The sequence below is a fragment of the Pseudomonas sp. FP1762 genome, assembly GCF_030687105.1.
Classification (GTDB): Bacteria; Pseudomonadota; Gammaproteobacteria; order Pseudomonadales; family Pseudomonadaceae; genus Aquipseudomonas; species Aquipseudomonas siliginis.
Genome location: NZ_CP117458.1, coordinates 1392600 through 1406658, shown reverse-complemented (window position 1 = coordinate 1406658; position 14059 = coordinate 1392600). Strand labels below are relative to the sequence as shown.

Sequence of the window (14059 nt, the reverse complement as noted above, 5' to 3'; positions counted from 1 at the left end):
TTATTTCTCCATCGGCGTGGCTTCACGGCCGCGCAGCACGATGTCCCAGCGGTAACCGAGGGCGTAGGACGGAATGGTTTTTTCCAGATCGAAACTGGCGATCAGGCGTTCCTTGGCCGAAGTGTCCGGCACGCAGTTGTAGATCGGGTCATACGCCAGCAGCGGATCACCGGGGAAGTACATCTGCGTGACCAGACGCGTAAGAATGCTCGGCCCAAACAGGGAAAAGTGGATGTGCGCCGGGCGCCAGGCGTTGTGGTGGTTGCCCCACGGATAGGCGCCGGGCTTGATGGTCTGGAACTGGTACCAGCCATCGGCATCGGTGACGGTGCGGCCGGTGCCGGTGAAGTTCGGGTCCAGCGGCGCGTCGTGCAGGTCGCGGGCATGGTTGTAGCGGCCGGCGGCGTTGGCCTGCCAGATCTCCACCAGAATCCCCGGCACCGGCAGGCCGTCTTCGTCGAGCACGCGGCCGTGAATGATGATGCGCTCGCCCAGCGGCTCGCCGTCGTGCTGCGCGGTGAGGTCATTGTCCTTCTCGGCAACGTGTTCGGCACCGATGGTCGGCCCGGTGATTTCCGACAGCGAGTGCGGCAGGTGCACCAACGGCTTGGACGGCGAGCGCAGGTTGGTGGATTGATACGTCGGGTGCAGGTAGTCAGGCTGAGTGCCTGCCTGTGGGCGACGGTAACCAGGCTTGTCAGTCATTTTGCTTTCCTCAGTTCTTGTAAGTGCCGCAGCGCGTCAGACACGTTCGATGGCTAGGGCCAGACCCTGGCCGACACCGACGCACATGGTCGCCAGACCTTTCTTGCCGCCAGTCTTTTCCAGATGATGCAGGGCGGTCAGCACCAGCCGCGCACCGCTCATGCCCAACGGGTGACCGAGGGCAATCGCGCCGCCATTCGGGTTGACCTGCGGCGCATCGTCGGCCAGACCCAACTCGCGCAGCACCGCCAAGCCTTGGCTGGCAAACGCTTCGTTGAGTTCGATCACGTCGAAATCGCTGACCGCCACGCCGAGGCGCTCGGTCAGTTTGCGCACCGCCGGCACCGGGCCGATGCCCATCACCCGTGGTGCGACACCGGCGCTGGCCATGCCGAGCACTTTTGCGCGGGCGGTCAGGCCGTGTTTTTTCACCGCTTCGGCCGAAGCCAGAATCAGCGCAGCAGCACCATCGTTGACCCCCGAGGCATTGCCGGCGGTGACGGTTTTGTCCGCGCCGTTGACCGGTTTCAACTTGGTCAACGCTTCAATCGTGGTATCGGCGCGCGGATGTTCGTCCTGGCTAACCACGGTTTCGCCCTTCTTGTGGGCAATCCGTACTTCAACAATTTCTTCGGCGAAGTAACCGGCGGCCTGCGCGGCGGCGGTACGTTGCTGACTGCGCAAGGCAAAGGCGTCCTGATCTGCGCGCGAGACCTTATAGTCGTCGGCGACGTTGTCAGCGGTTTGCGGCATGGCATCGACGCCGTACTGCGCCTTCATCAGCGGGTTGATGAAACGCCAGCCGATGGTGGTGTCCTCCAGCTTCATGTTGCGCGAGAACGCCGCGTCGGCCTTGCCCATCACGAATGGCGCGCGGGACATCGACTCGACGCCACCGGCAATCGCCAACTCCATCTCGCCACTGGCGATAGCGCGGAATGCGGTGCCGATCGCGTCCATGCCCGAAGCGCAGAGGCGATTGAGCGTAACGCCGGGCACGCTGTCCGGCAGGCCGGCGAGCAGCAATGCCATGCGTGCGACGTTGCGGTTGTCTTCGCCGGCCTGATTGGCGCAGCCGAGGAACACCTCATCGACGGCATTCCAGTCCACCGATGGATTGCGCTCCATCAGGGCCTTGATCGGCACGGCGGCCAGGTCGTCGGCGCGCACGGCGGACAATGCGCCACCGAAGCGGCCAATGGGGGTGCGAATCGCGTCGCAGATATACACGTCACGCATCATGCTTCTCCCGGTGCCTGACCGTGGGCGGCAGCGGTGCGCGCTTCAAGATCACGCAGCGCCGTCAGCTCGACTTCGGTCGGCTCAGCGGTGGTTTCAACAGAGTCGGCAAAACGGATCGCCCAACCGGTGGCGGCGACCACTTGCTCGCGGGTCACGCCCGGATGCAGCGCGGTGACCACAAATTCGTGGGTGCCCTCCTCCGGTTCCATGATGCACAGGTCGGTGATGATCCCCACCGGCCCGGCGCCCGGCAGGCCGAGACGTTTACGCGAATCGCCGCCCTCGCCGTGACCGACCGAGGTGATGAAATCGAGTTTGTCGACAAACGAACGCGCCGACTGTTTAAGGATGATCAGCACGCTTTTCGCCGAACCGGCAATCTCCGGCGCGCCACCGGCACCCGGCAGGCGCACTTTCGGCGCGTGGTAGTCGCCGACCACGGTGGTGTTGATGTTGCCGAAACGGTCGACCTGCGCGGCGCCGAGGAAGCCAACGTCGATGCGCCCGCCCTGCAACCAATAGCGAAAAATCTCACCGGTCGGCACCACGGTGTCGGCGGTCTCGGCCAGCTCACCGTCACCGATGGACAGCGGCAGTACGCTCGGCTTAGCGCCAATCGGGCCGGATTCGTAAATCAGCACCACGTCCGGCGATGAAGTCAGGCGCGCGAGGTTGGCGGCTTTCGATGGCAGGCCGATGCCGACGAAGCATACCGAGCCGTTCTTCAGGCGCCGGGCCGCCGCGACGGTCATCATTTCATTGGTGGTGTAAGTCATTACTTGGCCTCCGAAGCAGCGGCCAATTTGGCCTGGAATTCGCTGAAGTCAGCGCAGCCATGGATGTATTCGTTGATCCACGCGGTAAACGTCTCACGGTCGCGAGCGATCGGGTCCCACGCCTGATAGAAACGATTGTCACGCTCGGTGTAACCGTGGGCGTAGGACGGATGCGCGCCGCCCGGCACGTGGCAGACCGCGCTCAAGGCCCAGGTCGGCAGTACGCAAGCGTTCATCGGTGCGTTGAGGTCATCGACGATCTCTTCCACCGTGACGATGCAGCGCTTGGCCGCCAGCGCGGCTTCTTTCTGCACACCGAGAATGCCCCAGAGCAGCACGTTGCCTTTGCGGTCGGCCTTTTGCGCGTGGATCACGGTGACGTCCGGGCGCACCGATGGCACTGCCGCCAGCACTTCGCCGGTGAACGGACAGGTCACGGTTTTGATCAGCGGATTGACCTTCGGCAGGTCGGAACCGGCGTAGGCACGCAGCACCGCGAACGGCAGCCCGGACGCGCCGGCGACGTAGGCGTTGGCGAGGTCGGCGTGGCTGTGTTCTTCGATTTCCAGCGCGTGTGGCCACTGCTTTTCGACCGCGTCACGCAGACGGTGCAGCGAACCCACACCCGGGTTGCCGCCCCAGGAGAAAATCAGTTTGCGCGCGCAACCGGCGCCGATCAGTTGGTCGTAGATCAGGTCAGGCGTCATCCGCACCAGCGTCAGATCTTTCTTGCCTTGACGAATGATTTCATGACCCGCTGCCGTAGGGATCAGGTGAGTGAAGCCTTCGAGGGCGACGGTATCGCCGTCGTTGACGAATTGCTTCACCGCGTCGTGCAGCGAAAGGATCTCAGCCATGGAGCGGGCTCCTGTTCTTGTAAGGAATCGCCAGTGATAAAAAGGCGCGAGGTTCAGCGCCGGAGTCACTGAAGATTAAGCTCGGGAAAATCGCCAAACAATCCGATAATCGACTGAGTGTTCGTTTATCGAACGGATTGTTGTTCAGCTAACAATCAGATCAAAAGCTTCGCGAGCAGGCTCGCTCCCACCTTGGAATGCATTCCAGAATGTGGGAGCGAGCCTGCTCGCGAAGGGGCCAGCCTGTTCAATAACGATCTGCGCCCGATTCAGGTCGCATCCGCATGACTGACCATGCCCTTGATCAACACCGCCGCCGTCGCCAACCCCGCCGGGATCACCAGAGCGGTCAGCACTTGCTCGAAATTCCAGCCCAGGCCGAGCAAGGTTGCGCCCATCCACGCGCCAAGAATCGCGCCGAAGCGGCCGATGCCGAGCATCCACGACACCCCGGTCGCACGGCCCTGGGTCGGGTAGAAGCGCGCTGCCAATGACGGCATCGCCGATTGCGCGCCGTTAACGCACATGCCCGCCACCAGTACCAGCGTCGCCAGCAAAGTGATGTTGCCCAGGCTCTGCCCCACGGCGTAGGCAAACACCCCGGCCAGCAGGTAGAAAATGCCGATGACCTTGTGCGGATTGAAGCGGTCCATCGCCCAGCCCACCCCGACCGCGCTCAACACCCCACCAAACTGGAACAACGCACCGATGAACGCGGCCTGTTCCATGCTCGCGCCGCTGTCGCGCATCAGCGTCGGCAGCCAACTGGTCAGCAGGTAGACGATCACCAGGCCCATGAAATAGGTCAGCCACAACAGCAGCGTGCCGGTGCTGTAAGTGCCGGAGAAGATCACCGCGAAGACATTGCGCGCCTTGACGGTTTTCTGTTCCGGCACGCTGAAGCTCGCAGCCTGGGCGACGGTAATTGGATCGATCGGTGCCAAGGTCTTGCGAACTTTGTCGGTGCCGCGGTTGCGTACCACCAGGTAGCGCGCCGACTCCGGCAGCCAGAACACCAATACCACGGCGAGGATCAGCGGCAGGATCCCGCCGATCATCAACAGCGCGTGCCAGCCGAACGCCGGGATCAGTTTTGCCGAGATGAAACCGCCGCCGGCCATGCCGAGGTTGAAGCCGCAGAACATGCTGGTCACCAGCAGCGACTTCTTGCGCTCCGGGGTGTATTCCGAGAGCAGCGTCGTCGCGTTGGGCATGCCCGCGCCGAGACCGAGGCCGGTAAGGAAGCGCAACACCAGCAGTTGTTCGACGTTGGTGCTGTACGCCGAGGCCAGGCTGAAGCCGCCGAACAGAATCACCGCACCGACGAGTACGACTTTGCGCCCGAAGCGGTCAGCCAAAGGGCCGGAGCCGAGGGCGCCGAAGACCATGCCGATCAGCGCAGCACTCATCACCGGGCCGAGGCTGGCGCGGTCGATGCCCCAGTCTTGCGACAGCGCCGGGGCGATGAAGCCCATGGCGGCGGTGTCGAGGCCGTCGAGAAATACGATCAGGAAACACAGGATCACCACTCGCCACTGATAGCGCGAGATCGGTTGGGCGTTGATAAAGGTCTGCACATCGAGGCAGTTACCCACAGCGGACTGAGGCTGGTTCATTATTTTTATTCCACGCAAAAAACGCAGTCGAACGGCGGCCGGCCAAAGGAAGGCACGGTCACAAGAATAGAAGGTTGTTATCAGGCGTTGCGGTGAACCCGGCAACAACGGGTGGGATACGGACAGTCGGGGAGCGAGCGCATGGTGAGTTGCCTCTTGTCATTATTATGGGGTCGACAGTCCGGCGAGCTCATTCACATCAGCGCCGGATGACGCTGCCGCGACATTAATGATCCGAGGGTTTTAGCGTCAATTCGATAAACGCAACACTGTGCGTTTATCGAACAGCTTCCTCAGGCGAACAACTGCGCACTGAGGTCGCGGCTGGCGCTGAGCAGGCCGGGCAGGAAGCGCTGCTCCAGCTCGGCGCGGCTGACTCGCCCGGCGTGGGTGCTGACATTCAGCGCGGCGACCACTTGCCCGGAGGCGTCGTACACCGGCACAGCGATCGAGCGCAGGCCCTGTTCCAGTTCCTGATCGACAATGCACCAGCCCTGCTGACGCACCTGCTGCAAACATTCGAGCAACGCGTCCGGGGTATGAATGGTGCGGCTGGTCTTGGCCACCAGTTCGGCGTGGTCGAGGTATTCGCCCAGGGAGGTGTCATCCAGTGCCGCTAGCAGAATCCGCCCCATCGACGTGCAATACGCCGGCAACCGCCCACCGACGGAAAGGTCGACCGAGATCAATCGCTGAGTGGTCGCCGAACGTGCGATATAGAGAATGTCATCGCCCTCCAGCGTCGCCATGTTGCAGGCTTCGTGCAGTTGCTCGCTCATACGGTCGAGATACGGCTGTGCGGAAACGGCCAGCGGGGTTGAGGACAGATAGGCGTGGCCGAGGGTCAGCACTTTCGGCAGCAGCGAATAGGTGCGCCCGTCGGTGGTGGCGTAGCCGAGCTTGATCAGCGTGTGCAGACAACGGCGCACGGCGGCGCGGGGAATTTCCGTGCGATGACTGATCTGCGCGATGGTCAGGTGGCGTTTACGTTCCTGAAACGCCTGCACCACCGCCAGACCACGGGCCAAGGACGTCATGAAATCCGGATCACCGGTCAGCGCCTGAATGCGCTTGGCCGGCGAAGCGACGATGGGCGGCGCCACCGACGTGAAGGAGTTGCGCATTTGATCGTTCATTTCTTGTCCTTGTCCGGCACGCATCGATGCCTAGTCAAACGGCTCGCCGCGCGATGCACAAGCATCGCGGCACCAACATTGGGCGATTATCGAACCGCCGACCGATAATCGCAATCCAGCCGCCCGCCCTCCTCTTCATCGTTGAGGCAGCTTTAGCGATTCTGCTCGCAACTTAGTTGTTCCAGTTAATGGCGCCAAAAACAGAACGCCTGTTCTATAACGCGGTCTTTACACTTAACTAGCGGTAAAAGTTGCCGGTAACAAAACCCTCACACATTCAGAACCGTTTTTAACTTGGCAAAGATAGTCATTCCCGAATCGGCCGCTATAATGCACCCTAGTCGCGGCGCTTTAATCAAAAGCCCGCGACTTGCTGAAACGAGGTCCTTCGTCTCAGCTCCGGCCAGCGCCCGGCGCCCATCACACATGCAACGCCAGCGCTCGCTGAAACAGGAAACTGATGCTGCGTCAGTTTTTATCTGGTGCCGTAGCCGCCTGTAACACGGAAGTCTTGATCGCCTCTGCAATGTCTCCGCGCCTGATCGGGCTGTGGATGACTGGCGGGTTCGCTCAATTGACTCGTTGCAGTGTGTTTCACCGGATATTCAATTCAACTCATACAGGTAGCACCGTGACGAAAGACGAACTGCGCGCGGAACTAGAGCGCCAGGAACAACGTTACAAGGAAGTTTACGGCGGGGAAGTCACCACCTACGCCGCTCAGCCGGAACCGGAACGCAAGGCATGGCGCAAGCGCCCTACTGTTCAGGATCAGGTGTTCAAGCAGGAAATCGAAAAGATCGAAAAGGAACTCAAAGCCGAAGAGCCATGAGCCACGGCGGTTGAGCATTCGAAAGTCGGCGTCCGCCTGAGCCACAGCGCGGTGGAAGACGACACCTCGCGCGCCCGCTAACCGCGGGCAGCGGCTGCATCGCTGTTCTACGGCTTATGAACGAGCGTCCCACAGGTTTCAGAGATATTTCAGACAAGCGTTTGAGCCTTTGCGATGTCTGAAAAAACGGCTCGAAAATATAGTTTATTCAATAAAATCAAGTAGTTGAAAAACCCTGCGTGCTGCTTGGTTTTCACGCCCTGCAACAAATTAAATCGAAGAAGGGTGTGACCAGTGAGCAGACGGGGCATCGATTTCCTGTCTTTTCTGGCATAATCGCGCCCCCTTACGACCGGGTCAGAAAACCTTCATGATCGATTTATTCAGCGGACTGGATGCTTGGGTGCTTGTGAGCCTCTTGCTCGCCCTGACGTTTGTCCTCGCCTTCGAGTTCATCAATGGATTTCATGACACCGCTAACGCGGTAGCCACTGTTATCTACACCAAAGCCATGCCGCCACACCTGGCGGTGTTCTTTTCCGGTGTGTTCAATTTCCTCGGCGTGCTGCTGGGCGGCGTTGGCGTGGCTTATGCCATCGTCCACCTGCTGCCGGTTGAACTGCTGATCAATGTGAACACCGGCCATGGCCTGGCGATGGTGTTCTCGTTGCTCGCCGCGGCAATCGCCTGGAATTTGGGCACCTGGTACTTCGGTATCCCGGCTTCCAGCTCGCACACCCTGATCGGCTCGATCCTCGGCGTCGGTCTGGCCAACGCGCTGATCAACGACATTCCGTTGAGAGATGGCGTGAACTGGCAGAAAGCGATCGACATCGGCGCCTCGCTGGTGTTCTCGCCGATGGCCGGCTTCCTCATCGCCGCGCTGGTGCTGATCGGCCTGAAATGGTGGCGCCCGCTGTCGAAGATGCACAAGACGCCGGAACAGCGTCGCAAGATCGACGACAAAAAGCACCCGCCGTTCTGGAACCGTCTGGTTTTGGTGATCTCGGCCATGGCCGTGAGCTTCGTGCACGGTTCCAACGACGGCCAGAAAGGCATCGGCCTGATCATGCTGGTGCTGATCGGTATCGTCCCGGCGCAGTTCGTACTCGATCTGAACAGCACCACCTACCAGATCGAACGCACCCGCGACGCGACCCTGCACCTGAGCCAGTTCTACCAGCGCAACGCCGATTCGCTGGGTGAGTTCCTGGCCCTGGGCAAGAGCGTGGAAGGCGACCTGCCGGAGAAGTTCCGCTGCAACCCGCAGCAGACCGAACCGACCATCACCGCCCTGCTGCATACCCTCAAAGGTGTAGCGGACTACCATTCGCTGTCGTCGGACAGCCGCATCGAAGTGCGTCGCTACCTGCTCTGCCTGGACGACACGGCGAAGAAAGTCGGCAAATTGCCTGGCCTGGAAGCTCGTGAAAAAGCTGACCTCGACAAGCTGCGCAAAGACCTGACCACCACCACCGAATACGCGCCGTTCTGGGTGATCCTGGCGGTCGCCCTGGCCCTGGGCCTGGGCACCATGGTCGGCTGGAAGCGTGTGGTGCTGACCATTGGCGAGAAGATCGGCAAGCAGGGCATGACCTATTCCCAGGGCATGTCGGCGCAGATCACCACCGCCAGTTTGATCGGCATGGCCAACATCTTCAGCCTGCCGGTGTCGACCACTCATGTGTTGTCTTCGGGTGTGGCCGGGACCATGGTTGCCAACAAGAGCGGCCTGCAGGGTGGCACGGTCAAGACTATTCTGCTGGCCTGGGTGTTGACCTTGCCAGCGACCGTGGCGCTGTCGGCCGGGTTGTTCTGGTTGGCTTCGAAGGCTTTGGGTAGTTGATCTTTAGCTGTTGATTGGAAAAGGCGTGATTCGTGAGGATCACGCCTTTTTTGTTATAGGGATTGGGGGCATATCCGTTGCTGCGGGTGCTGCCGCTGGCGGTTTCGCTCTTACAGCGACTCACTTTTTCAAACGCCAAAAAGTAAGCAAAAGGCTTTGCCCCGGCGTACGGCCCGCTCGCTGGGGCTCGGGGTACCTTCGTTACGGGACCGATCCGGGCGCAGCGGCTCCGGTTGGCTTCGCTGCACCTACACTCGCTGTGTACGACTGCGTCGTACAGTCGCTACGCTCCCACCCCCGGATCGATCCCGTAACGAAGCCTGCCGAAGGGGCAAAAGATCAAAAGCAAAAGCCAAAGCCAGATCAAGAGCCCCTCACCCTAGCCCTCTCCCAGAGGGAGAGGGGACTGACCGAGGTGTTTGGGCGAAACACGCCGACTTGCGATACCGAGTCGAATGCAGGTTTTGAACACCGCAAAAATCGGCTCCCTCTCCCTCGGGAGAGGGCTGGGGTGAGGGGCGAATCCACCGAAAATCTCAAGCCATGCGACGCTTCTAACCACTCAACAATGAGCGCAAGCTCGAGTGCTTTTGATCTACGGGCGACGTCGGAAGGCTGAGTGGAGGGATTGATCCGGGGGTGGGAGCGCAGCGGCCGTCTGGCGCAGCCAGACACAGCGGAAGGAGGTGCAGCGAAGCAAACCGGAGCCGCTGCGCCCGGATCAGTCCCGGAGCGAAGGGACCCGAGCCTGCGAGGGCCGAACGCAGGAGCTAGCGTTTTTTGCTTACTTTTTTAGGCGCTTGTAAAAAAGTAAGTCGCCGTCAGGCGAAACCGCCAGCAGCCGCTACCGAAGCAACGGATATTCACCCAACCCCCCAACAGCCTGGTGGGCCCAAAGGCCGCCAAGGCCGCCAAGGCACAAAAAAAAAGGGGCAACCGAAGTCGCCCCAAAATGCCTTGCGTGCCCATCAATCCAGAAGAACTCACTTGCGCCGCTTATGCGCATCCTTCCAGATAAAAAATCCAAACCCTGCAAAAAACAGCACCATGAGCCCCACCGTGAGAACCCCGGCAAACACCACGTTATCGAAAAACATGACTGACCTCCCGGCCCTGCTTTGCTTTGCTTTGCTGCGATGGACTCAAATTAACAAACACACAGGCGCACATATTGATCAGGATCAATATCCGCAACGAAGGGAAATAAAGGAGGGGAAATAACTGATCTGCATCAACCAATGCAGCGGGAGATCAACGCTTTTTCGGTTTGTTCTTCGACTTTTTCTTGGCTTTTCCCAACGGCATCGCCTGCTCGAAAGCCTGGCGCACTTCGTTCAGGCGCTTTTCGTTGAGGTCATGCACTCGCTTGGCGCGTTCAGTGCTGAGGTCGATCAGTTTGTCGTCTTGGCTCATGGCGTCCGGCACATCGCAGAAGAGATCACAGCTGCCGTCACCGACAGGATTGCGCCAATCATGCCGCCTGGCGCAGGCGCTGACCAGTCACTGTTCAAATCTCGATATCGACCCACAAGCCCTGACGCGGCTGATCGTCTATCAGCGGCACCACCGGCACGGTGTTATCGGCATTGAGCTCAGTGCCCGGCACGGCCAGATGCTCTTCCGGATCCTCATCGGCCTCGCGACGTCGGCGGTCACGTTCCTGTTGGCGGCGCTGTTCTTCGCGCGCCAGCAGACGATCCTCTTCCGGATCACGCTTCTGCAGATCGATCGTGCTTTCGTTGGAGCTTTCCTGCACCGGCACCACCGGCGGGATGTCCGGCCGCTGTCGGATCGGATCCTGCTGGGAAGTGATCGGCACGGCGCTCAAGGGGAGCATCGGTGGCAACATATAAAGGTCTCCTGTCTGCAGGCTATCGGCTGGGGTGCAGGCGCCTTGAGCCGCCTGTCGTAATTGTGTGATGCACCTCGCACCCGTAGGAGCTGCCGCAGGCTGCGATCTTTCATGGGACAACGCAAAACCCAAGTGTTCCCACAGATCAAAAGATCGCAGCCTTCGGCAGCTCCTACGCCAGTAATCTTTGGCCCTGAAGCCGTCATTCCGTTAAGATAGCCCGCTTTTTCAAGGTGGGAGTCAGGCAGCATGGCGCAGCAGTATCAACCGGGGCAACGCTGGATCAGTGACAGCGAAGCAGAGCTTGGTTTAGGCACCGTTCTGGCACAGGACGGCCGCTTGCTGACCGTGCTTTACCCGGCCACTGGCGAAACCCGCCAGTACGCGCTACGGAATGCGCCCCTGACCCGCGTGCGGTTCTCGCCGGGCGACTCCATCACCCATTTCGAAGGCTGGAAGATGACCGTGCAGCAGGTCGACGACGTCGACGGGCTGATGGTCTATCACGGCCTCAACGGGCAGAACGAAGTCGTCACCCTGCCGGAAACCCAGCTGTCGAACTTCATTCAGTTCCGTCTGGCCAGCGACCGCCTGTTCGCCGGACAGATCGACCCGCTGCCGTGGTTCTCCCTGCGCTACAACACCCTTGAACACACCAGCCGCCAGTTGCAGTCCTCGCTGTGGGGCCTGGGTGGCGTGCGTGCGCAACCGATCGCGCACCAGCTGCACATCGCCCGCGAAGTCGCCGACCGTATCGCCCCGCGCGTATTGCTGGCGGACGAAGTGGGTCTGGGTAAAACCATCGAAGCCGGTCTGGTCATCCATCGCCAACTGCTTTCGGGGCGCGCCAACCGCGTGCTGATCCTGGTCCCGGAAAACCTCCAGCATCAGTGGCTGGTGGAGATGCGCCGCCGCTTCAATCTGCAGGTCGCGCTGTTCGACGAAGAACGCTTTATCGAAAGCGATGCCACTAACCCGTTCGAAGACACGCAACTGGCGCTGGTCGCGCTGGAGTGGCTTGTCGACGACGAGAAGGCGCAGGACGCCTTGTTCGCTGCCGGTTGGGACCTGATGGTGGTGGACGAAGCGCATCACCTGGTCTGGCATGAAGACAAGGCCAGCGCGGAATATTCGCTGGTCGAGCAACTGGCCGAAGTGATTCCCGGCGTGCTGCTGCTCACCGCCACCCCGGAACAACTCGGTCAGGACAGCCACTTCGCCCGTCTGCGCCTGCTCGACCCGAATCGTTTCCACGACCTGGCCGCGTTCCGCGCCGAGAGCGACAACTATCGCCCGGTCGCCGAAGCGGTGCAGGAACTGCTCGACAAGGGCCGTCTCTCCGCCGAAGCGCACAAGACCATTCACGGTTTCCTCGGCAACGAAGGTGAAGCCCTGCTCACCGCCGTCAACGATGGCGACACTGAAGCCAGCGCCCGCCTCGTCCGTGAGCTGCTTGATCGCCACGGCACCGGTCGCGTGCTGTTCCGTAATACCCGCGCCGCTGTGCAGGGTTTCCCGGAGCGCAAACTGCATCCGTACCCGTTGCCGTGCCCGGACGAATACCTCGAACTGCCGCTGGGCGAACACGCCGAGTTGTACCCGGAAGTCAGCTTCCAGGCGCAGCCGGACGCCAGCGAAGAAGAGCGCTGGTGGAAATTCGATCCGCGCGTCGAGTGGCTGATCGATCAGCTGAAAATGCTCAAGCGCACCAAGGTGCTGGTGATCTGCGCCCACGCCGAAACCGCGATGGACCTGGAAGACGCGTTGCGCGTGCGTTCCGGCATCCCGGCCACGGTGTTCCACGAAGGCATGAACATCCTTGAGCGTGACCGCGCCGCCGCCTACTTCGCTGATGAAGAGTTCGGCGCGCAAGTGCTGATCTGCTCGGAAATCGGCAGTGAGGGTCGCAACTTCCAGTTCGCTCATCATCTGGTGCTGTTCGATCTGCCGTCGCACCCGGACCTGCTCGAGCAGCGCATCGGCCGTCTCGACCGGATCGGCCAGAAGCACATCATCGAACTGCACGTGCCGTACCTGGAAACCAGCCCGCAAGAGCGCCTGTTCCAGTGGTACCACGAAGCGCTCAACGCCTTCCTCAATACCTGCCCGACCGGCAACGCCTTGCAGCATCAGTTCGGCCCACGCCTGCTGCCGCTGCTTGAAGAAGCCGATGACGGCGAATGGCAAGCGCTGATCGACGAAGCACGCGCCGAGCGTGAGCGTCTCGAAGCCGAGCTGCACACCGGTCGCGACCGTCTGCTGGAATTGAATTCCGGCGGCGCTGGCGAAGGTGAAGCGCTGGTCGAGGCGATTCTCGAGCAGGACGATCAGTTCGCCCTGCCGATCTACATGGAAACCCTGTTCGACGCGTTCGGCATCGACAGCGAAGACCATTCGGAAAACGCCCTGATCCTCAAGCCGAGCGAGAAGATGCTCGACGCCAGTTTCCCGCTCGGCGACGACGAAGGCGTGACCATCACTTACGACCGCAATCAGGCGCTGTCGCGCGAAGACATGCAGTTCATCACCTGGGAACACCCGATGGTGCAGGGCGGCATGGATCTGGTGCTGTCCGGTTCGATGGGCAACACCGCCGTCGCGCTGATCAAGAACAAGGCGCTGAAACCAGGCACCGTGTTGCTGGAATTGCTCTACGTCAGCGAAGTGGTCGCACCGCGCTCGCTGCAACTGGGTCGCTACCTGCCACCGGCGGCGCTGCGTTGCCTGCTCGATGCCAATGGCAACGACTTGTCGCCCCGGGTGTCGTTCGAAACCCTCAACGATCAGCTGGAAAGCGTGCCCCGCGCCAGCGCCAACAAATTCATCCAGGCTCAACGCGATCAGTTGACGCCACGGATCAATGCCGGCGAAGAAAAGATCGCCCCGCGTCACGCCGAACGTGTGGCCGAAGCGCGCCGTCGTCTGGCCGCCGACACTGACGAAGAACTGGCGCGCCTGACCGCCTTGCAAGCGGTCAACCCGACCGTGCGCGACAGCGAACTGGAGGCGTTGCGCACTCAGCGTGAGCAGGGTCTGGCGATGCTCGACAAAGCGGCGTTGCGCCTGGAAGCGATTCGGGTGTTGGTGGCGGGTTAACCGCCCCGCTTCACCGCTGAAAACCAAGAGGCCCGCAGTGATGCGGGCCGATCGTTCCCACGCTCTGCGTGGGAACGATCATGTGGGAGCGAGCCTGCTCG

12 protein-coding genes are annotated in these 14059 nt (G+C 61.1%); 3 read left to right on the top strand and 9 right to left on the bottom strand.

What is annotated here, in order from left to right; all coding sequences use genetic code 11:
- The 6 genes from pcaH to pcaR form a co-directional block, all read right to left on the bottom strand.
- A complete protein-coding gene (pcaH, locus tag PSH90_RS06110) occupies positions 1 to 705 on the bottom strand; it encodes a protocatechuate 3,4-dioxygenase subunit beta (RefSeq protein WP_041478916.1) in 705 nt (234 codons plus the stop codon).
- A 36-nt stretch (positions 706 to 741) separates the two neighbouring features.
- Positions 742 to 1947 carry a 3-oxoadipyl-CoA thiolase gene (gene pcaF, locus PSH90_RS06105; RefSeq protein ID WP_177434204.1) on the bottom strand — a complete coding sequence of 402 codons (1206 nt, stop codon included), beginning with the start codon at positions 1945 to 1947 and terminating at the stop codon, positions 742 to 744.
- A complete protein-coding gene (locus tag PSH90_RS06100) occupies positions 1944 to 2723 on the bottom strand; it encodes a CoA-transferase subunit beta (protein ID WP_016771341.1) in 780 nt (259 codons plus the stop codon). Before PSH90_RS06100 ends, pcaF begins: the two co-directional genes overlap by 4 nt.
- Positions 2723 to 3580 (bottom strand): CoA transferase subunit A, encoded by an 858-nt coding sequence (locus tag PSH90_RS06095; protein WP_024011937.1) that lies wholly within the window; start codon positions 3578 to 3580, stop codon positions 2723 to 2725. Before PSH90_RS06095 ends, PSH90_RS06100 begins: the two co-directional genes overlap by 1 nt.
- Positions 3581 to 3849: 269 nt before the next feature.
- Entirely contained in the window at positions 3850 to 5196 is a 1347-nt protein-coding gene (locus PSH90_RS06090) for an MFS transporter (RefSeq protein ID WP_041478919.1), read from the bottom strand.
- A gap of 293 nt (positions 5197 to 5489) precedes the next feature.
- Positions 5490 to 6332: a pca regulon transcriptional regulator PcaR gene (gene pcaR / locus PSH90_RS06085; RefSeq protein WP_016771343.1), complete on the bottom strand. Its 843-nt coding sequence runs from the start codon at positions 6330 to 6332 to the stop codon at positions 5490 to 5492.
- 631 nt (positions 6333 to 6963) lie between these two features.
- Here pcaR and PSH90_RS06080 point away from each other — a divergent pair.
- Positions 6964 to 7164 (top strand): hypothetical protein, encoded by a 201-nt coding sequence (locus tag PSH90_RS06080; protein WP_008080067.1) that lies wholly within the window; start codon positions 6964 to 6966, stop codon positions 7162 to 7164.
- Positions 7165 to 7534: 370 nt separating this feature from the next.
- A complete protein-coding gene (locus tag PSH90_RS06075; protein WP_016771345.1) occupies positions 7535 to 9010 on the top strand; it encodes an inorganic phosphate transporter in 1476 nt (491 codons plus the stop codon).
- Between the two features lie 983 nt (positions 9011 to 9993).
- Here PSH90_RS06075 and ccoM read toward each other — a convergent pair.
- The 3 genes from ccoM to PSH90_RS06060 form a co-directional block, all read right to left on the bottom strand.
- The gene (gene ccoM, locus PSH90_RS06070) at positions 9994 to 10107 is read right to left on the bottom strand and encodes a cytochrome c oxidase subunit CcoM (RefSeq protein WP_016771346.1); all 114 of its coding nucleotides are present in this window, start codon (positions 10105 to 10107) and stop codon (positions 9994 to 9996) included.
- Between the two features lie 154 nt (positions 10108 to 10261).
- On the bottom strand, positions 10262 to 10423 hold the full coding sequence (locus tag PSH90_RS06065) for a hypothetical protein (protein WP_016771347.1): 162 nt from the start codon (positions 10421 to 10423) through the stop codon (positions 10262 to 10264).
- 94 nt (positions 10424 to 10517) lie between these two features.
- The gene (locus PSH90_RS06060; RefSeq protein WP_024011931.1) at positions 10518 to 10859 is read right to left on the bottom strand and encodes a hypothetical protein; all 342 of its coding nucleotides are present in this window, start codon (positions 10857 to 10859) and stop codon (positions 10518 to 10520) included.
- A 252-nt stretch (positions 10860 to 11111) separates the two neighbouring features.
- Between PSH90_RS06060 and rapA the strand changes: the two genes are divergently transcribed.
- Positions 11112 to 13958: an RNA polymerase-associated protein RapA gene (rapA, locus tag PSH90_RS06055; protein ID WP_252868915.1), complete on the top strand. Its 2847-nt coding sequence runs from the start codon at positions 11112 to 11114 to the stop codon at positions 13956 to 13958.
- The last annotated feature ends 101 nt before the right edge of the window (positions 13959 to 14059 follow it).

Coding starts and splice junctions, on each gene's coding strand:
- pcaH (WP_041478916.1), bottom strand. CDS start 705: ATGACTGACAAGCCTGGTTACCGTCGCCCACAGGCAGGCACTCAGCCT.
- pcaF (WP_177434204.1), bottom strand. CDS start 1,947: ATGATGCGTGACGTGTATATCTGCGACGCGATTCGCACCCCCATTGGC.
- PSH90_RS06100 (WP_016771341.1), bottom strand. CDS start 2,723: ATGACTTACACCACCAATGAAATGATGACCGTCGCGGCGGCCCGGCGC.
- PSH90_RS06095 (WP_024011937.1), bottom strand. CDS start 3,580: ATGGCTGAGATCCTTTCGCTGCACGACGCGGTGAAGCAATTCGTCAAC.
- PSH90_RS06090 (WP_041478919.1), bottom strand. CDS start 5,196: ATGAACCAGCCTCAGTCCGCTGTGGGTAACTGCCTCGATGTGCAGACC.
- pcaR (WP_016771343.1), bottom strand. CDS start 6,332: ATGAACGATCAAATGCGCAACTCCTTCACGTCGGTGGCGCCGCCCATC.
- PSH90_RS06075 (WP_016771345.1), top strand. CDS start 7,535: ATGATCGATTTATTCAGCGGACTGGATGCTTGGGTGCTTGTGAGCCTC.
- ccoM (WP_016771346.1), bottom strand. CDS start 10,107: ATGTTTTTCGATAACGTGGTGTTTGCCGGGGTTCTCACGGTGGGGCTC.
- PSH90_RS06065 (WP_016771347.1), bottom strand. CDS start 10,423: ATGAGCCAAGACGACAAACTGATCGACCTCAGCACTGAACGCGCCAAG.
- PSH90_RS06060 (WP_024011931.1), bottom strand. CDS start 10,859: ATGTTGCCACCGATGCTCCCCTTGAGCGCCGTGCCGATCACTTCCCAG.
- rapA (WP_252868915.1), top strand. CDS start 11,112: ATGGCGCAGCAGTATCAACCGGGGCAACGCTGGATCAGTGACAGCGAA.